Below are 18,765 nucleotides of genomic sequence, written 5' to 3'. Positions count from 1 at the left end.
AGACTCTTAACGTTCAAATGAAGTGTGGATTCGATAGAAATATCGTCGGATAAACCTTAAGGAGCTAATTTCACTATTAAAGCACTATTTTCCCACAAGGCGCGATAAACATCGTACGAGCTATTGACATTCAAACCAATTACAGAATTCAGAAAGGGATTTATCCACTTAAATGCCCTGATTTCTAGTACTTAAACGGAGAATAACAACATGAAATTCTTGGCACCCAATGGATATCTTGGGTAGGTGACTGTTTTTGAATGCGCTATAAATCCTTATGTAGCAAGGGTTTTGAATTACGAAATTGACTCTAAACTACAACATTGGTAACCAAGACATCCCTTTAAATATACAAATAATGCCCTAAACGCATCTTTTGGAAGCGCAAGGGCAGAAACTAAATCAACGTTATTCAACTAAGTTATGCAGTCAAAAGTTTGGCTTCAGTCGAATGATCTTATCATCGCCTTTATTTGGCTTGCCGCGACCGTCACGGTTGTTCGTCATGAGATATAGTGATCCATCGGGTCCTTCATAGACATTGCGAAGCCTGCCGAATTTCCCTTGGAATAAATGTTCCACGTTGGTAACAGTTTCGTATTTTGGACCTTTTAGGTTTACTTTTAGAAGCCGTTCTCCCCGCAATCCTGCTACCAAGAGGCTGCCTTTCCAAGGCCCTTTGCTAACGAATGCTGCGCCTGATGGTGCCCACGTTTCTTTTCCGCTTTGGAGGATTGGCGTTTTTAGATTAGCTTTCTCTGGACTCGAGGATATTTCACCTTCAATTAATGGCCAACCATAATTGCCCCCAGGTTCAATAAGGTTAATCTCATCATGTGAGGATTGTCCATGTTCGGAACTGTACAATTTCCCTGTTTCAGGATGCCAAGCGAGCCCTTGAGGGTTACGGTGTCCCATGCTGTAGATGGGTGAATTCTTAAAAGGATTAGAGGCAGGTATAGAACCGTCTAGGGCAATTCGTAATATTTTGCCTCCCGTGCTAGTTGGGTCTTGAGCTAAAGGGGGATCATACCGATCGCCAGAGGTGATATAAAGCAGCTTATCGACACCAATTTTAATCCTTCCGCCGTTATGGTTTTCCGCCCCTGGTAATCCGGAAATTAATACTTTATCCAGCTGCGCATTGTTATTTTTTTCGATAAGTCTCAGCACACGATTGTTGACTTGATCCTTCACTCGATAGGTGTGATAGACATAGATATAATGGTTTTCCATAAAAGAGGGATCAAGCGCAAGCCCTAACAATCCTCCCTCACCTTCGCTGATGAAGGGGGCCTCGAAAGAGATTAGCGGCTCAGGGTTCAGAAGACCCTTCTCAATCACACGCAACATACCAGGTCTTTCTGTGAAAAAAATCCGTCCATCCTTCGCGATATCCATCTCCCAAGGGACATTAAGACCTTCGGCGACTGTTTCCATTGTATAGGGTATATCCACTTGTATAATTGAAGTCTGATCTGGAGATGGCTCATTAACTTCCTTATTCGGCGTACAGCCAGAGGTTATCCCAAATGATAAAGCTATTAGAATAACAAGGATAGTTCTCATAACCTTTTCCCCCTCAATGATTAGATGAACATGCCTAGCCTGTGGTATGTAAGATTTATTATACCATTATGTGGAAGGGAACGAGAAACTGCATGGATTATCAAATTTTGAATATGAAGGGAAATAGGCAAAAAAGGTCAATGCCTTCAACAAAAGGCGCTGACCTTGTCAAATTATCCTAGTTGATTAGCCATTTACTACTTGTCCACCATTCACGTGCAGCACTTGCCCTGACATGTAGGAAGAATCATCCGAGGCAAGGAACACGTAGGACGGTCCAAGTTCCTCAGGTTGCCCGGGTCGCTTCATCGGACTGTTGGATCCGAATTTGGATACCTTTTCCTCATCGAAAGTTGAAGGGATGAGCGGCGTCCAGATTGGACCGGGTGCAACTGCGTTAACACGGATCCCTTTGTCAATAACGTTCAAGGCCAGTGAGCGGGTGAACGATACGATAGCTCCTTTGGTAGCGGAGTAATCAAGCAGCCCTGCATTTCCCTGATAAGCTGTAATCGAGGTTGAATTAATGATGACAGCACCTTCTTTTAAATGCGGCATAGCCGCCTTAGTCAAATAAAAGAATGAGAAGATATTCGTACGAAACGTCTTCTCAAGCTGCTCTTTCGTAATATCCTCTATTCTGTCCTGTGGATGCTGTTCGGCCGCATTATTAACGAGAATGTCGAGTTTACCAAAGCTAGCTACAGTCTGTTTAACAACATCCATACAAAATTTTTCCTCACCAATATCTCCAGCGATTAGCACGCACTCTCGACCCTCGGCTTCAACTAAGCGCTTGGTTTCCTTTGCGTCTTCATGCTCGTCCAAATAAACAATGACCACATCAGCGCCTTCAGCCGCATAGCAGACTGCTAAGGCTCTTCCAATTCCGCTATCACCGCCTGTAATAATGGCTGTTCGGCCAAGCAGCTTTTCACTGCCCTTGTACTTCCGGTCAACCGAAATTGGACGGGGTGTCATTTCTCTTTCCAGACCGGGCCTACGATTCTGATGCTGCGGGGGTAACGTTTGAATGTGTTCGGTTTGCGAACTCATCATGATCACTCCTTTGTTTGAATTCCTAATTTATTAACCTGATTTCAATACGCTGAACCATTTCTTGTGACCCACAATGCGAATCGGAAGATACCGTAACTCAAATACACGTGGTAGTATAAGAAACAAGAAAAGTTTTATATAAGGAGCTAAATACTCATGATTACATATCAAAATGAACACATAACCGTTTTTCAAAGCGCATTATATCAAACGACATCAACCGTTGTGCTGACGAAGGAAATGGTATTAATTGTTGATCCGAACTGGCTTCCAAATGAAGTTGATGAAATTCGGAACTATGTTGATTCGGTCAAAGCTGATCGGGACCTATACCTGTTATTTACACATGGCGATTTTGATCACATTATTGGTTATAAAGCGTTTCCCGGCGCTAAAACCATCGGGAGTTATGCACTAAGCTGTCACCCGAAGAAAGACCATAAGATTGCATTGATTCTAGAATTCGATAGGAAACATTATATTAATCGAAATTATCCCGTCGAATTTCCAGTCCTTGATATCATCATCTCGGAAGATGCCGAGGAACTAAGGATAGGGGATACGTTATTGACCTTCTATAAATCCCCAGGACACACGCCGGATGGATTATTTACTGTCATTGAGCCGTTGGGTATATGGATTACGGGCGACTATTTATCTGATTTCGAATTACCGTTTATTTATCATAGTGCCAAAGCCTATAAGGAAACGTTGAATACGGCAAGCCAGATTTTAGATCAACACACCATCGAACTGTTAGTTCCGGGGCATGGCCAAGTTACTACCGATATGGCGGAGATGAAAAGGCGTTTGGACATGTCTTCGGATCATTTGGAACGGCTTATTAAGGCGGTCATTGCAAAAGATGAACATGCTATCGCCGCGCTTGGTGATGAGCATGCTTATAAATCCTCTTTTACAGAAGAATGTCACGAAGAAAATAGTAGAATCATTGCGCAGGAATATTCTAGTTAAGTCATTCATCTTCTCAGGAGGTGTGCGTCATGCAGGGACGATTACCTAGAAAGATTACTAGAAGAAAATTCTTGAACACAGCAAGTAAATGGGTTATAGGGACGACAGGGATTCTAGCAGGGAACACGGCTTTATTTTATTACGGAGCTGTTCAGCAGGAAAAAGAAAGTAAGAAGTCTGCTATCGAGATGCCTGGGCATATCGTGAAGCTCGGCGAGTTCAACCGGTTAAACGCGATTACTAGCGTTGAAAAGGTGGACTATGAGGTAACGATCAAGGATGGATGGGTAGAGAAATCCAACAAAGGATTTGTCTATATCACAAAGGGGCCGGAGGGGAATCTACTCATTATTTCGTCTGTTTGCACGCATTTGGGTTGCGATGTGCTGCCGGCAACGATAGAGCAACGAAGTAGAAAAAAGGATCTTTTCTTCTTATGTCCATGCCATGGCGCCGAATTCGATAAACAGGGAAACGCGGTCAGGGTGGTGTTAAAAGGGTTGGATACCTATAAGCCTATTATCGCAAGAGGCAGTGTCTATATTGATATTATGTCGCCTATAAAAGGAATATAAAAGAGCGAGCATAATAGGAAAACGTAATGAAAAAGGAACCGGGCGCAATGTAGCCGCGGTTCCTTTTTAGCAGATGAAGAGCGCTAATCAAGGAACAAAATAATTGCATGACAAACAAGCTGCTATAACAGCTGGCAGGGCCATCTAAAATCCTTAACTATTCTTTATTTCTGAAGTAGGCCAGCACCCCCTAAAAATTGTAAATTTCTCGAAAGTATATTAGGGGAAGAAAGAATGTGAGGAGGAGCAACTGAATGAAGTCAAAAGTCTTATTTTGCACAGCGATCCTAAGCTTGATGGTAACGGGAGCCGCATTCGCTAATGATGAGCATCCGAACAAACATGCGGAGAAGAAAACTGGCTTAGAAAATGCTCTTGAACGAGGGAACAAGAATGAAACAGCCCGTGAAGCTATACGCAGAGCAATGGAGCGGAAGCAAGGAAAGCACGATCAGAATAACTGGACGATAGAGCAGCGAGTTGCGGCGGACTTCAAAGAATTGGAGATTACATTCGGTGGTACTGACTCGAAAAATCAAGTCACTCAGGCTATGGCGCTGCCGCTTGCAGGAACTCATGGTTCCACTATCAGTTGGGAATCGAGTACGCCTTCGGTTATTTCCAATGACGGACAAACCGTAATTCGACCTTCCGCAGGGCAAGGGGATGTTGAGGTAACGCTTACAGCCACTGTCAATTACGGTGAAGTATCAAAAACCAAAACATTTACCCTAATAGTTAAGCAGCAGAACTCGGAAACCCAAAGAGTTGCTGCAGATAAAGCGGCGTTGGCGATTACTTTCGGTGGGACGGATACGGCTAGCGCTGTTACTCAACCGTTAGCCTTGCCGCTTAATGGAACAAACGGTTCCACGATTACTTGGGTATCCAGCAATGCTGCGATAATTTCGAATGACGGCAAAACGGTAAACCGTCCAACAGCAGCGCAAGGGGATGCCGCAGTTACTTTGACAGCTACCATAACCTATGGTGCTGTCTCGGAAACGAAATCTTTCTCGTTGACAGTTAAGTCGGTGTTGACCGATGCTCAGAAAGTAGCTGCTGATAAAGCGCTGCTTACCATCACATTCGGCGGAACAGATACAACAAGCAGTGTAACACAACCGTTGACATTGCCGCTTAGCGGGACAAACGGTTCCACGATCACTTGGGTATCTAGCAATGCATCCGTCATTTCAAATGACGGTAAAACCGTGCAGCGACCTACCGCTGGCAGTGGTGACGCATCGGTGGTACTAACGGCGATCATAACGAAGGGCAGCTCATCGGATGTCAAAACCTTTACGTTGACGGTAAAACAGCAATTGACGGACGTGCAGCGAGTTGCTGCAGATAAAGCGGCCTTGGCCATCGTTTATGGAGGGACAGATACGTTATCCAGTGTCACTCAAGCGTTAACACTGCCCACTGTGGGCGCCAACGGATCATCCGTCATCTGGTATTCGGGCAATCCATACGTTATTTCGAACGACGGCAAAACGGTAAATCGTCCAGCTGCCGGACAAGGGGATATAACGGTAGTTGTTAGTGCAATCATTTCAGCCGGGGGCTATTCCGACACTAAGGTCTTTACAGTAACGGTAAAACAGCAATTGACGGACGCGCAGCGCGTAACTGTAGATAAAGCGGCACTGGCCATCACTTTCGGAACTTCCGATTCTGCATCCAGCGTAAAGAACAATATTGGCCTGCCTGTAAGTGGGCCGAATGGTTCCAATGTCATTTGGGTTTCGAGCAATACGGCAGTTATCTCTAATAGCGGTGTCGTTACTCGACCAACAGCTGCCAGCGGAGATACGGCTGTTATCATGACGGCTGTTATTACGAGCGGCGGATATGCCGAAACAAAAGCATTTGTTTTGACGGTGAAGCAGCTTCCCTAATACTATTTTTTAAACTCATAAAAGAAAATACAGTCACAATGAGTCCCCATCTTTCTAAGGTGGGGATTCTTTTATATGAGCGACATTTTGTTGACTTGAATTGATGGTGTTGGCATTGATATTAATGCATATACAGGTGAGTTTATCGACATGATATTTCCATTGGATGCCGTCCTAACGAAGGATGACCACCCGGACTGGTTTTTAAAGTAACATAATGTTAACCGATGAAAGAGTATTGTGGGAATGTTGTACTACGTACAACAAAAATAGGAGTTTTTTCTCATCAAGCTGAAGATGTTGTATGTTGTACAACAATTTAGCCTTATTTTACCCAATTGGACTCTTTTTGGGAGAAAGTGTTGTATTTTTTACAACAATCGCAGGGAAATCGCTGGAAAGCTTTCCGATTGTTGTACGATGTGCAACATTTCTTTAAAGTCTCCCTATTGGAGGTGACTCCTTTAAGACTAATCACATATTTTTCATCCCTATCGGGCAAACCAAGTATGGATTCTTTTTCAATCCACTACTTATTTGGGTTAGGGGTGAATAGATCATTAGCGTGCAAACGATACAAAAACCGCGCATGGGACTGCCGGATTTGAAGGATAAGGTTGCATTGATCACGGGAGCGGGATCAGGAATTGGTCAGGCTGCCGCTGAGATGCTTGCACAGCAAGGGATGAAAGTATGTCTAGTGGATTTGAAAGATGACCGAGTAGAGCAGACGAAACAGGATATTGTGGCTGCAGGCGGTCATGCGATCACCGTTGATGTCGATGTCTCTGATCCGGACCGTGTTGCCCAAGCGTTCGAGCAAACGGTAAAAACCTGGGGACGGCTAGACGTCGTCTTTGCTAATGCTGGCATCAACGGGGTTTTGGCGCCGATCGAAGATATGAAATCTGAGGATTGGGATCGCACACTTTCTGTCAATTTGAAAGGGACATTCCTATGCGTCAAACATGCAATTCCACATATGAAAGAGAACGGCGGCAGCATAGTCATCACAAGCTCCATTAACGGCAGCCGTGCCTTCTCTGGATTTGGGATGACAGCCTATAGCACTTCAAAGGCGGGACAAGTGGCATTCGCCAAAATGGCCGCATTAGAACTGGCCCGCTACAAAATACGCGTCAATGCCATCTGTCCAGGGTCAATCAAGACCAACATTGGCGAAAATACGCAGCCGACGCCGGAGCTCGAGAAAATCAAAATTCCAGTCAAATATCCGCAAGGAAGCCAGCCGTTGGAACACGCACCGGGTCAGCCGGAGCAAGTAGCTAATCTGGTAGCCTTCCTAGCCTCGGAAGCTTCGAGCCACATTACCGGCACGGAGCTGTTTATTGACGGCGCTGAATCGCTGCTTTAACGATAGCCTGCAAGCCCACTTGTTGGTGGGTGAGGGATACGGATGAATTTCCAAGGAATGAGCAGTCTATATTCGGAGGTGAAAGAAACCATGGATGAGCAAAAAGAAACTGTCACTTCATACGATCCGAAAAGCGGACAATCCAAGGAGGTCAATGTCGTCTTGGATCATGCTCGTACTGGAGGCATGAAATATACAATTGAAGATGTAGAGAAAGATAACAAGAAAAATGATGAATAGTCACTTATAAAAATTGAAAAGCGTATGTTGACTCACGGGACTATCCCGTAACCAACATACGCTTATTTAATTTCTCTAACAACTAATCGTCAAAACCTGCTCGACATGTTTCAGGACTAGTGTGCTCGGAGCTTCTGATAACCGTATCATCAGGCCCGTTTTCGTTGGAATCATCCGAGTTACCTTCAGCATCAACCGTAGATTCAAAGTTTGTGTCTCTGTTATTGGTTAAGTAATCTATGCTTCTCACCCTTTCAATGGTATAGGGTAATATGCTTCGTTTATAGACGATTTATTCGTTGGCATACATAATTGACGGGGCCGTATTCGCTTTAGCCATCACTGCCATTGATTATTCAAAGAGGAATTTGTAGGTCTTGACAAACCATACTGTAATATTTATAATTACAGTATCGAGTCCTTACAAAAAATAAGTTAATGGCGGTGATAATCATGAACTTTGTAATCAGTGATTGGGTTGTGGCAACTACAAATGAAGATGAATTGCTGCATGGTTATATTGAGTCTATTGATGTGCTGTTAGGCGTTGCTCGGGTGCACGTTATTGCATCTGATCGTGAAACTGCCATCGGAAAAATAATGGAAGTAAGCAGTCAAGACGTAAAGAAATTACCGATAAGCGAGTTTGATATAGAAGATCAAGTAAAGAGCTTGATTGATGTGGCGCTAACAACGAGAGACGAGCAATGGTTCAATGAATTGTCAGCGAAATTATTCGCTATTCAACAAAATGGCACGAAACGCGGCGAGCGTGATATATTTCCGTCCTACTATCATAACCGCTTAGGTGTTGATCAGTTTTAATGGGGCGAATCAAAGAAAAGCCAATCCAAGAGACATGTCTTGCATGTCGTCTAATGGATTGGCTTTTTAGTTATATTTTCCCGCTTACTGTATAGGTGCCTTGGTTGAGACTTGTTTCTCTTTCGTGACTTCCGCGGCAAAAAGAGTCTGAAGTTCTGTGATTTTTCTGGGGTCGGTAAGTGTCACTTTGTCGGTGAAATAGTGTTCAACCAGCAGCTCCCATGTAGGAGTTACCTTTTGAGCCGTCATGGCTCGAATAGCGGTCTTAACCAGCCTTCGTTCCTTGGCATTAGCGTACACGTCGATGTATTGCTGTTTGCGCTCGAAATCTAACTCCGTAAAAATAGCTCGAAATACCTCAGCTGTCATACGCGCGTCGTCCAATGCTCTGTGAGCGGAGCCTTCAGCAGCAATGTTAAGATCGAGCAAAGCAGCCTCGACACTGACATCATTCGTCACATTTTTATAACGGATAAACCCTTTCAGTAGATCAAAATAGCTGGCGGCCATCCAGTATGCATCATCCAACTTATGCATCCGCGTATCAAACACGATGCGTTTCAAATCTTCGCCACCCCAGGTGACTAGCAGGAAAGCTTCACTTTTATTTAGCCAGTCCATGAAATCCATAATGACTTTACGAAAGCCATCGGCTTGATCGATATCTTCTTGGGGGATGCCCGTTTTTTTCTTGATAAACCCATTCAATTTGGAGAAATATACCGGTTTGACTAAAGATGAAAACTCATCAATAGCCTGTAAGGAAGAGTCTAAGCGAACTGCTCCAATTTCAATAACTTCCATAGGTAAATCGCTCGCAAACTTGCGACCGTTGAATTCAATGTCCAAAATAATGTAGTCCATGATGTAGCCCCCGTTCTTTCTCTGTGCTTCCATTCTATCAGAAAATGCCTAGGATACCAGCTTACGTTTTCCATAGACCGCATTTAGAACGAAACTAAACAGTAGACCTGCAAAGGACATTCCTGAAATCCATAGATATAATTGTTTCCCTCCAAAGCTTTCGTAGAACCAGCCACCCAAATAGGAGGCGACGATACCCGATACGCCAAAGAAAAGGATCGCAAGCACAGTCTGTCCCGTTGCACGCCATTCTTCAGGAACAATACGATATAAATATTGGATAGCAGCTGAATAAAATATCGGAAATGTAAAGGTCTGCAGCAGCTGAAGATACACGAGAATATGAGGATCTGTTACCCACGCGGATAGAAAAAAGCGAATGAAATAAAACACAGCAGCGAAAGAAATAATCGCTAACTCTTTCCCTTTGCGAAGCCACCAAAAGCTTAGAGCGAATACAAGAATTTCGCTTCCAGCTGCTAGAAACCAGGCCAAACCGACCATGTCGGGGGTGCCGCCTAATTTTCGAATATAGACACCAAGAAAAGTATCGTTGATCCGCTGTGGCACGGCAACAATAAAGATAAGTAACATAAACCAAATGGTTTCTTTATTTCCTAAGAATTTGCGTAGACTTTTTAGTGAAATCGGTTTCCCAGTTACAGGCGCATCAGGCAAGGGCAAGCAGATTAGAATGCTAATGATGCCTATTCCTGCGAACAAGAACGCCAAACTATTGATTCCAAAAAATTGTGTGGTATAACCAACGGCCAAGGACATGACCGCATAACCGACAGCTCCGAAGGTTCGAATCGAACCGTAGCTTACCCCGTTAGCCTCCGCTGTTTGGAAATTTAGACTTTCTGTCAGGGGATCGAGAGGCATTAAGAAAAAATACATAAGCATTGTAAAAAGAAGAAGCACAATAAAGCTGGATGAGGCGTATAAGAAGTACCCCACAATGGTTGAACACCCTAATAGGAGTAACATAACCTTCTTAATGGTCTTCGTTCGATCACTGATCATGCCCCATAATGGTTGCGAGAAGATGGCAATGAAGCCTCCCGTTCCTATAATGAGACCAATCTTCGTTGCTGGAAGTCCTTGCGCATCTAAATAGACGGGAAGAAATGAAACAAACATAGCCAGTAGTGCAAAATACAAAAAGTTAAACGAACGCAATAAATTTGAAGAATTCATGATGACCTTAACCTTCCTAGATAAATTAGCACAATGCTGTTGTAAAACTACATTCTAACATGTCATGGTAAGAATCCAAAGTAAATTAAGCGATTCTTTCAGAGACGTATCCCTGCATCTTCCAATCTCTATGAGGACGGTTTACAATTAGTGAGAGGAGTTGATGCATAATGGGAACACCAATCGTGCGACTGGTACTTGATGCCAAAGCCACATTAGCTGAAGGTCCGTGCTGGAATACGGAACAGCGTTTGCTCTATTGGGTTGATATTATAGGAAAAAAATTTGGAAGGTTTGATCCTGAAACAGGGTTAAACGAAGACTTTCTCATTGGAGAATATGTCGGCGCGGTTGTCTGTGCCGGCCAAAATGAGGTTGTGTTAGCGACACAATCTGGATTCCAAAAGTACCAGATGCAGCAGCGAAAGCTTACGCCTCTTGTTGATCCAGAATCACATTTACCGGAAAATCGGTTTAACGACGGGAAATGTGATGCTAACGGGCGATTCTGGGCGGGCACCATGGAGATTATTGAAAAAGACGCTACAGGTGCACTCTATGTGCTAGAAACGGATCACAGTTATCGCAAGGTTTACGAGGGAGTGGGCGTTTCCAACGGGATCGCTTGGAGCTTAGATGAGAAAGAAATGTACTATATCGATTCTATGAAAAAGCTAGTGCTCGCATTTGAGTATGAGCCGGATAAAGGTGAAATTAGCAATCCGAGAATACGGATCGATTTTCGGAGTGAAAAAGGGTTCCCTGACGGGATGACGATCGATGAAGAAGGGATGCTGTGGATCGCCCATTGGGATGGTTGGCAGGTGTCCCGTTGGAATCCAAAAACAGCTCAAAAGATAGACAGCATTGCCATTCCTGCAGCTAAAGTAACCTCCTGTATTTTCGGTGGAGACGAGCTAGACACCTTGTACATTACGACCGCCCGAAAGGGTCTTCAGGAGGATCAGGCGGGGGATCAACCACATGCTGGAGGGATTTTTGCGGTAAAGCCAGGTGTGAGAGGTACGAAGACGCATTCATTCGGAGTACAGCATGAGGAACGGAAAGGGTAGGTTCTATGACAAATGAGAATAGACATTTAAAGATTCAATATATCGGCCAGGTCGGTGTTATTCTGCGTAAAAAAGATCTCGCTATAGCGATCGACCCGTATTTGACGGATTCTGTTGATGATCTTCCTGGTTTTCCGGAGGGTTTTTGGCAGCGGAGATATGTTCCTCCTGTGAAGCCGGAGACACTAACGGATTTGGATCTTGTGCTTTGTACGCATGAGCATATGGACCACATGGATCCAGATACGCTGCGAGCAATCGCGGTGGCATCTCCCCAATGTCAGTTTGGTGCTCCGAAGTCGTGTTTGCCTGCTCTGGAGGCGATCGGCATTTCAGCAGAGCGGCTGCATGCGCTTGGGACCCATGAGGCATTTCAATACGGCGCTGATCTGATCATTCACCCCATTCCGGCTTGGCACGAGGAACGTGTGCGAGATGGTGAAGGCTGGGATCACTACTTAGGCTACGTCTTACAATGGGACGGACTGTGCATTTATCATGCAGGGGATACGCTTCTGACAGAGGGGTTAGTCGAGGCGCTGACCGGCTTCGCTATTGATGTAGGTTTTCTGCCGATTAACGGAAGGGACATTTTCCGCAACCGCCTCGGTGTCGTCGGCAACATGAACGCTCTGGAAGCGGCTGACTTAGCAGCTCACCAGAAGTTCGATATCGTTGTGCCTGTGCACTTCGATATGTATGCAAACAATAGTGAAGGGATCGCATCCTTCGTTGACCGTTTGTATCAGAAGCATCCGGGGCAGAAATTTCATATTTTCCAACCGGGTGAGACACTGGTATATGCGAAGTAGTGATTCATTTTATAAATAATACAAAGCTTGACCCGTAATAGCTCCTAAGAGGACGATGCACCAAGGCGGTAATTTCCAAAATACCAAAAGGCCAAACAATACGATAACCAGTGCGAAATCATAAGGACGAATAATGGCGGTTGTCCAAAGCGGGTTATAAAGTGCCGCCAGCAGGATACCGACAACGGCCGCATTAATGCCTACGAAAGCACTTTGAATTTTGACATTTGTTCGTAATGAATTCCAAAAAGGCAAAGCCCCTATTATCAAGAGATAGGCAGGCAGGAAAATGGCCAAGGTTCCCACGATAGCCCCTCTGAATCCGTCAAACATGGCGCCCAAATACGTGCCAAATGTAAAAAGCGGACCCGGAACTGCCTGCGTAGCCCCATATCCAGCCAGGAAGACTTCTTTACTAACCCAACCTTGCGGGACAACTTCGCGTTCCAAAAGGGGGAGAATGACATGGCCGCCGCCGAAGACCAAGGAACCGACCCGATAAAATGAATCGAAAAGGGATAAGAGCTGTGAATGCCATAGACTGCTGAAAATTGGTAGAAGCAGCAGCAGCAGCGCATACATGATCAAGCAAAGGATCGCAACAGAGCGATGAACGCGCACTTGAATGGTACTGTTATCTTGGTTCGAAACGGTTTTAAAGGCAAATAGTCCGATGAGTCCGGCGAGTAAAATAATAACAACTTGGCTATAGACCGTCTGCCATAACAAGGTTACTGAAGCTGCCGCGATAGCTATGGAGGCCGTGCTTTTATCTGATGCTAACTTTTTTCCCATGCTGAGAACAGCTTGTGCGACGATGGCAACGGCGACGATTTTGAGACCGTGAATCCAGCCAGTGCTGCTAACATCCATGGCTTTCATCAGCAGGGAAAAGAGTAGTAGGAGAATAATAGAAGGTAAAGTAAACCCAAGCCAAGCAGCTGCGCCTCCCAACAATCCAGCCCGAATGGTACCGATTCCAACACCTACTTGACTGCTGGCTGGTCCAGGGAGAAACTGGCATAAAGCAACGAGATCGGCATAACTTTTCTCATCCATCCATTTACGTTTCTGAATATATTCGTTGTGAAAGTAGCCCAGATGGGCAATGGGTCCACCGAATGACGTCAATCCTAATTTTGTTGATACGAGAAATACTTCAAGCAATGCTCTTCGTTTGCTTTGCTGTGGTTTTGCAGCGGTGTCCAACCTATTTCCTCCCCAATGACGATTGATGAACATCTAAGTAATTGTAGTGTATCGGAAATTGCATCGCGATTCTACCATTTAGCACAAATAATACAACAATGAGGACCATCCGATTACTCCCTACACATAAAAAGGATCATGAAATCTACTGGGTAGAATTCATGGTCCTTTTTCAGCGTCCGCAAAATACGCGGGTGTTCATCCTATTACTCCAGCTGATATTCCTTCATCTTGTTGTAAAGGGTGCCGCGGGAGATGCCTAGTAGTTTGGCTGCTGCGCTTTTATTGCCTGCCGTTTTGGCTAGTGCTTCTTCAATCAGATGGATTTCTTCCACATCAGACACCTTCGCTTTTAATGAAGTCGTCGCAGAATCTCCTTCTGAAGAAGTAAGACTTGGTTGCTGCTCCTGTAAAGTGACTGGCAAATGTTCCAAGGTGATCAGGTCTTCATCATTAAGAATGATGCATCGCTCGATGACATTTTTCAATTCTTGGATGTTTCCTGGCCATGAATAGTTGGTGAAAGCCAAGATGACCTCTGGCGAAAGTGTTGGAACAGGCTTCTGGTATTGCGGTGAAAACTGCTTGAGATACATTTGGACCATGGCAGGAATGTCTTCGGTTCTATCCCTTAGAGGCGGAATCCGAATGGAAATCACATTGAGCGCATAGTACAAATCCGAGCGGAATTCTTGATTGACCAGCTTGCTAGCTAAATCTTGTGTAGTTGCGATAATGATTCGCGTACGCACACTGATAGGTTGACTTCCTCCAGAGCGAACGATCGTTTGCTGTGTAATGTAATGATAAAGCTTAGCTTGAAGCTCTAATGGAAGCTTCTCGATTTCATTAATAAACAACGTGCCGTCTTTGGCTAGCTCCAATTTGCCGGCTTGTCCACTTTCACTTCCCGTAAAGGCGCCCCCTTGATAGCCAAATAATTCGGCTTCCAATAAACCTGCGGGAACGATGCCGCAATTAATTGTCAAGAAAGGCTGCTCGGATCTTGAACTCGACTGATGGATAATATGAGCAAGCTGTTCTTTGCCAACACCCGATTCTCCAATCAGGAGGACTGGTGTTTCTGTTGCTGCCACCTTTTTGGCCCATTGGATGACTTTGCCGATAGCAGGTCCTTTTCCTTTAATTAAGGTAAAGAGATCTTCTGCCTGATCTTTATGTGGTAGTCCGAAGGAATCGACTGTTGTTAATTGTTCGTTCAATCGTACCAATTGCGTGATATCCTGCTCGGTTGCAATGCCTCCAATGATATGACCCTGAGCATCTCTGATCGGTGACGCATTAATAAGGACGTGAGTGTCCGGCCGAGGACGGTGGTAGGTATTACGAATCATCCGGCCTTCGTCCAAAATTTTCAGGACCATCAGTGTTTCGATATCAAAGTGTTCGCCAATGCGTTTGCCCAAAATATCTACTGCCGGAAGATGATAAAGATCCTCAGCGACGGAATTCCAGCAAATCACAGCGCCGGCTCGATCAACGACCGTGACAGCATCGGTGACGGTATCTGCTAGTGCGGTGAAATAGGCAGACCACTTTTGCAACTCGGAATGGACGAAATTGAGATACGTGGATAAATCGGAGTATCCCTTGATGGTTCCATCCTTATCTTTGAAAAGTACCGGCCGATTTGTTCGTTGAGGTACAAGCGGCAAAGGGGTATTATCGTCCACAGTAATAATCGCAGATACAAAGTAGTTGCTGCTTTCTACCAATTCTTCGATGTTTCTAGCGGAAAAGGCCGTCATAAGGCCAGCATCTTCCGGTGCAAATAAACATATTTCGTCATGCGAATGGGCAATAACTGCCGTCCCATTGTTTAAATAGGAAGAAAGCTCTTCAAGCGTTGTTTCAACAGGGAGTGTGATCATAGGGTTGTTCAACGGAAAGTGTTCATTAATGAACATAATTGACCTCATTTGTACCATTTATTTGGTTTAAATTTACCATGAAAGCAAGGGAGATTCAACACAAGAAGCCGAGAAGGTGAGTATGATAAAGGTAAAGAAACAAAACCTGTTCAATATCCAAGAAATATTTTCACATAAACAAATAGTGTTCAAATTTTAGATTAGAGTGTATAATAAAATTATAAATTTAACACTATTGTATAATTCCTTTTGGGGGAATAACAGATGGAAACGATCATGAAAAATATGTTTCAATCTTTAGGCAAAAGCAGAACTGCCAATCGATTAGCCAAAAAGTATGGTTTACGCTTTGGTGCAGCGCGTTTTGTAGCAGGAGAGACCATCCAGCAATCCATCGAAGTTGTTCGCGGGCTTAATCAAGATGGTCGTATAGCGACCCTGGACCATTTGGGAGAGTTCGTTTTTAGTGAAGAAGAAGCGTTGGAATCAGCGGCCATGTGTATTCAAACGCTAGAGGCGATTGCTAGTTCAGGCGTCAAATCCAATCTTTCGCTTAAAATGACTTCTCTTGGGCTAGATATCAGTAGAGAGCTCTGTGTAAACAACATGAAAAGAATTCTTGATTGTGCTCGTCAGCATGGAAATTTCGTGCGAATTGATATGGAGGATTATGCGCATTGTCAAATCTCCCTCGATATCTACAGAGAGCTTCGACAAGAATATGACAACGTTGGCATCGTCATTCAAGCTTATTTGTTCCGCACCATGCAGGATATCGATGATTTACATGCACTCGGAGCCAATCTGCGACTTGTGAAAGGTGCTTATAAGGAATCTCCGGAAGTTGCTTTTCCAGAAAAAAGCGCGGTTGATGAAAATTATAAAAAAATCATTCAAAAGCATCTTTTGAACGGTCATTATACAGCTATTGCGAGCCACGACGAGGCGATCATTCATTTTACGAAAGAATTTGTAAGGTCAAATCTTATCTCTATCGAACAGTTTGAATTCCAGATGCTTTATGGGATTTGTGAAGATTTGCAAAAGCAATTAGTGAAAGAAGGATATCGGGTTCGTGTCTATGTCCCTTACGGTGTAGATTGGTTCGGATATTTCATGAGAAGGTTAGCAGAGCGCCCAGCGAATGTCTGGTTTGTTCTAAAAAATATGTTTAAATAACACCCAAGTTTCCCATTCGGAGAGGAGCAATAATATGAATACATTTATGAAGGTTAGTCCGTATGCAAATGAGCCATTTACTAATTTCGGTCTAGAGGAAAATGTGAATGCGATGCAAGCTGCCATTGCCAAAGTGAAAAGTGAGCTAGGGCGCGAATACCCGCTTTATATCGGTACTGAGAAAATTGTAACTGAGGCTAAGATCACTTCGATTAACCCGGGGAATGTAGACGAAATCATTGGATATGTAAGCAAAGCGGATCAGAAACTTGCTGAAAAAGCGATGAACGTTGCCCTCGAAACATTCGAAACTTGGAAAAAGGTTCCCGCTAGAGAGCGTGCGGAGTATTTATTTAAAGCTGCTGCGCTGATGCGTGATCGCAAGCATGAGTTCTCAGCGTTGATGATTCTGGAGTCAGGCAAAAACTACGTTGAAGCGGATGTAGATACTGCAGAAGCGATCGATTTCATCGAGTTCTACGCGCGTGAAATGATTCGTTTGAGCCAAATCAACGAGACGCAGCCATTAGCCAAAATTCCTGGTGAAAACAACCGAATTAGTTATATCCCATTAGGCGTTGGCGTTATTATCCCGCCATGGAATTTCCCGCTAGCGATTTGTGTGGGTATGACCATTGCGGCGGTTGTTTCTGGTAACACCGTTTTGCTGAAGCCAGCTTCAACCACGCCTGTTATTGCTCACAAATTCGTGGCTCTTATGGAGGAAGTTGGTCTGCCTGCTGGGGTAATTAACTTCATCCCAGGAAGCGGTGCGGAAGTGGGAGACTACTTAACGACACACCCGAAGACTCGATTCATTAGCTTTACCGGCTCCAAGGAGATCGGTATGCGCATCAACAAGTTGGCCGCGGACGTGGCGCCTGGTCAAATTTGGATTAAGCGTGTGATTGCTGAAATGGGCGGCAAAGACGGTATTGTCGTGGACGAAACAGCAGATCTCAATGCGGCTGCCGCTGCGATCGTGGCTTCTGCTTTCGGCTTCCAAGGGCAGAAATGCTCGGCAGGTTCACGTGCAATCATTGTAGAATCTGTTTACGACGTAGTTGTAGACAAAGTAGTTGCTCTGACGAACCAGCTGCAAAGCGGCTTGCCTGAACACAATTTCGCAGCGGGTCCAGTCATTGATAAAGCTTCCTATGATAAAATTTTAGATTACATTGAAATTGGGAAAACCGAAGGAACGCTGCTTGCTGGTGGTGATAAGGCTGAAGGAAACGGCTATTACATTCAGCCAACTGTGTTCGGCGATGTAAGCGGCAAAGCGCGCGTTATGCAGGAGGAGATTTTCGGACCTGTCTTGGCCATTGCTAAAGCGAAGGATTGGAAAGAAGCCATCGCGATGTACAATGATACGGAATTTGGTTTGACAGGTTCCTACTACTCCACGAATGAGGAGCGGATTTCTGAGGCATTAGACACTGTTCACTGCGGCAACTTGTACATTAATCGCAAATGCACAGGCGCATTGGTGGGTGTGCATCCTTTCGGAGGCTTCAATATGTCGGGTACAGATTCCAAAGCAGGCGGTTACGACTACCTCATGCTCCTCACACAAGCGAAGTTGACTTCACGTAAAGTATAATGCATAGAAGAAGAGGGCAGACGATGAGTCTGGCCTTCTTTTTTTATAGGATCGGCAGCCGAGGTGCGGAAACGCTAGGGGACTAAGTTCGCCTCAAGGATCCGTCGCCGAGCAGTGAAAGGGAACTACGATCCGCTATTTATCAAAATAGCTGACTGTTTAGAGAGTAGAGGGAACGTCGATCCGCTATTTTGCCATTTTTGCTGAAATATTGTTCAAAAAGGGAAAATAAGAGATTGTAGTTCCGCTAAAGCAGGTAAACAGGCTAATTTAGCACAAATAGCGCACCCACGTTCCCTTTCAGTAGGATCGATGACGTACTCGTTCCGACATGCAAGGTGATTTCAGCCTTCCGATTGAATTGCGTACCTAATGCTGAAGAGGATTTCCTCAGAAAACGTCAACACGATC

The 18,765-nt window shown here is 44.5% G+C and carries 16 protein-coding genes; 10 read left to right on the top strand and 6 right to left on the bottom strand.

The annotated features are described in order from the left end of the window. Positions 1-429: 429 nt before the first annotated feature. Both ASD40_RS22315 and ASD40_RS22310 read right to left on the bottom strand, forming a co-directional pair. A complete protein-coding gene (locus ASD40_RS22315; protein WP_057305366.1) occupies positions 430-1,569 on the bottom strand; it encodes a PQQ-dependent sugar dehydrogenase in 1,140 nt (379 codons plus the stop codon). A gap of 186 nt (positions 1,570-1,755) precedes the next feature. After that, the gene (locus tag ASD40_RS22310) at positions 1,756-2,625 is read right to left on the bottom strand and encodes an SDR family oxidoreductase (protein WP_057305365.1); all 870 of its coding nucleotides are present in this window, start codon (positions 2,623-2,625) and stop codon (positions 1,756-1,758) included. Positions 2,626-2,784: 159 nt separating this feature from the next. On the opposite strand from ASD40_RS22310, the gene ASD40_RS22305 reads away from it, so the two are divergent. The 6 genes from ASD40_RS22305 to ASD40_RS22280 all read left to right on the top strand — a co-directional run bounded on the left by ASD40_RS22305 (position 2,785) and on the right by ASD40_RS22280 (position 8,522). Then, positions 2,785-3,603, top strand: coding sequence for an MBL fold metallo-hydrolase (locus tag ASD40_RS22305; protein ID WP_057305364.1), 819 nt, complete (start codon positions 2,785-2,787; stop codon positions 3,601-3,603). A gap of 29 nt (positions 3,604-3,632) precedes the next feature. Beyond that, positions 3,633-4,178: a QcrA and Rieske domain-containing protein gene (locus tag ASD40_RS22300; protein ID WP_057305363.1), complete on the top strand. Its 546-nt coding sequence runs from the start codon at positions 3,633-3,635 to the stop codon at positions 4,176-4,178. Between the two features lie 254 nt (positions 4,179-4,432). Then, entirely contained in the window at positions 4,433-6,082 is a 1,650-nt protein-coding gene (locus tag ASD40_RS22295) for an immunoglobulin-like domain-containing protein (RefSeq protein ID WP_057305362.1), read from the top strand. A 589-nt stretch (positions 6,083-6,671) separates the two neighbouring features. Continuing rightward, entirely contained in the window at positions 6,672-7,457 is a 786-nt protein-coding gene (locus tag ASD40_RS22290) for an SDR family oxidoreductase (RefSeq protein ID WP_057306258.1), read from the top strand. Positions 7,458-7,499: 42 nt separating this feature from the next. Beyond that, positions 7,500-7,697, top strand: coding sequence for a hypothetical protein (locus ASD40_RS22285; RefSeq protein ID WP_057305361.1), 198 nt, complete (start codon positions 7,500-7,502; stop codon positions 7,695-7,697). Between the two features lie 453 nt (positions 7,698-8,150). Further along, the gene (locus ASD40_RS22280) at positions 8,151-8,522 is read left to right on the top strand and encodes an IDEAL domain-containing protein (RefSeq protein WP_063860124.1); all 372 of its coding nucleotides are present in this window, start codon (positions 8,151-8,153) and stop codon (positions 8,520-8,522) included. A gap of 84 nt (positions 8,523-8,606) precedes the next feature. On the opposite strand, the gene ASD40_RS22275 is transcribed toward ASD40_RS22280, so the two are convergent. Continuing rightward, a complete protein-coding gene (locus ASD40_RS22275; protein WP_057305360.1) occupies positions 8,607-9,386 on the bottom strand; it encodes a 3'-5' exonuclease in 780 nt (259 codons plus the stop codon). Positions 9,387-9,434: 48 nt separating this feature from the next. Further along, the gene (locus tag ASD40_RS22270) at positions 9,435-10,586 is read right to left on the bottom strand and encodes an MFS transporter (RefSeq protein ID WP_057305359.1); all 1,152 of its coding nucleotides are present in this window, start codon (positions 10,584-10,586) and stop codon (positions 9,435-9,437) included. A 170-nt stretch (positions 10,587-10,756) separates the two neighbouring features. Between ASD40_RS22270 and ASD40_RS22265 the strand changes: the two genes are divergently transcribed. Together ASD40_RS22265 and ASD40_RS22260 are read left to right on the top strand one after the other, a co-directional pair. Further along, positions 10,757-11,659, top strand: coding sequence for an SMP-30/gluconolactonase/LRE family protein (locus ASD40_RS22265; RefSeq protein WP_057305358.1), 903 nt, complete (start codon positions 10,757-10,759; stop codon positions 11,657-11,659). Positions 11,660-11,664: 5 nt separating this feature from the next. Then, positions 11,665-12,471, top strand: coding sequence for an MBL fold metallo-hydrolase (locus tag ASD40_RS22260; protein WP_057305357.1), 807 nt, complete (start codon positions 11,665-11,667; stop codon positions 12,469-12,471). Positions 12,472-12,480: 9 nt separating this feature from the next. Here the strand turns inward: ASD40_RS22260 and chrA are convergent, their stop codons facing one another. Beyond that, positions 12,481-13,713, bottom strand: a complete 1,233-nt coding sequence (gene chrA, locus ASD40_RS22255) for a chromate efflux transporter (protein WP_057305356.1) — start codon at positions 13,711-13,713, stop codon at positions 12,481-12,483. Between the two features lie 173 nt (positions 13,714-13,886). After that, on the bottom strand, positions 13,887-15,608 hold the full coding sequence (locus ASD40_RS22250; RefSeq protein WP_057305355.1) for a sigma-54 interaction domain-containing protein: 1,722 nt from the start codon (positions 15,606-15,608) through the stop codon (positions 13,887-13,889). Between the two features lie 228 nt (positions 15,609-15,836). Between ASD40_RS22250 and ASD40_RS22245 the strand changes: the two genes are divergently transcribed. Further along, positions 15,837-16,751, top strand: a complete 915-nt coding sequence (locus ASD40_RS22245) for a proline dehydrogenase family protein (RefSeq protein WP_057305354.1) — start codon at positions 15,837-15,839, stop codon at positions 16,749-16,751. A 34-nt stretch (positions 16,752-16,785) separates the two neighbouring features. Next, on the top strand, positions 16,786-18,354 hold the full coding sequence (gene pruA, locus ASD40_RS22240) for an L-glutamate gamma-semialdehyde dehydrogenase (RefSeq protein WP_057305353.1): 1,569 nt from the start codon (positions 16,786-16,788) through the stop codon (positions 18,352-18,354). The last annotated feature ends 411 nt before the right edge of the window (positions 18,355-18,765 follow it).

It is taken from the genome of Paenibacillus sp. Root444D2, from assembly GCF_001426375.1.
Classification (GTDB): Bacteria; Bacillota; Bacilli; order Paenibacillales; family NBRC-103111; genus Paenibacillus_E.
The sequence above is the reverse complement of the archived record's forward strand: the minus strand, read 5'-3'. Positions and strand labels throughout refer to the sequence as shown.

Coding starts and splice junctions, on each gene's coding strand:
- ASD40_RS22315 (WP_057305366.1), bottom strand. CDS start 1,569: ATGAGAACTATCCTTGTTATTCTAATAGCTTTATCATTTGGGATAACC.
- ASD40_RS22310 (WP_057305365.1), bottom strand. CDS start 2,625: ATGAGTTCGCAAACCGAACACATTCAAACGTTACCCCCGCAGCATCAG.
- ASD40_RS22305 (WP_057305364.1), top strand. CDS start 2,785: ATGATTACATATCAAAATGAACACATAACCGTTTTTCAAAGCGCATTA.
- ASD40_RS22300 (WP_057305363.1), top strand. CDS start 3,633: ATGCAGGGACGATTACCTAGAAAGATTACTAGAAGAAAATTCTTGAAC.
- ASD40_RS22295 (WP_057305362.1), top strand. CDS start 4,433: ATGAAGTCAAAAGTCTTATTTTGCACAGCGATCCTAAGCTTGATGGTA.
- ASD40_RS22290 (WP_057306258.1), top strand. CDS start 6,672: ATGGGACTGCCGGATTTGAAGGATAAGGTTGCATTGATCACGGGAGCG.
- ASD40_RS22285 (WP_057305361.1), top strand. CDS start 7,500: ATGAATTTCCAAGGAATGAGCAGTCTATATTCGGAGGTGAAAGAAACC.
- ASD40_RS22280 (WP_063860124.1), top strand. CDS start 8,151: ATGAACTTTGTAATCAGTGATTGGGTTGTGGCAACTACAAATGAAGAT.
- ASD40_RS22275 (WP_057305360.1), bottom strand. CDS start 9,386: ATGGACTACATTATTTTGGACATTGAATTCAACGGTCGCAAGTTTGCG.
- ASD40_RS22270 (WP_057305359.1), bottom strand. CDS start 10,586: ATGAATTCTTCAAATTTATTGCGTTCGTTTAACTTTTTGTATTTTGCA.
- ASD40_RS22265 (WP_057305358.1), top strand. CDS start 10,757: ATGGGAACACCAATCGTGCGACTGGTACTTGATGCCAAAGCCACATTA.
- ASD40_RS22260 (WP_057305357.1), top strand. CDS start 11,665: ATGACAAATGAGAATAGACATTTAAAGATTCAATATATCGGCCAGGTC.
- chrA (WP_057305356.1), bottom strand. CDS start 13,713: ATGTTCATCAATCGTCATTGGGGAGGAAATAGGTTGGACACCGCTGCA.
- ASD40_RS22250 (WP_057305355.1), bottom strand. CDS start 15,608: ATGTTCATTAATGAACACTTTCCGTTGAACAACCCTATGATCACACTC.
- ASD40_RS22245 (WP_057305354.1), top strand. CDS start 15,837: ATGGAAACGATCATGAAAAATATGTTTCAATCTTTAGGCAAAAGCAGA.
- pruA (WP_057305353.1), top strand. CDS start 16,786: ATGAATACATTTATGAAGGTTAGTCCGTATGCAAATGAGCCATTTACT.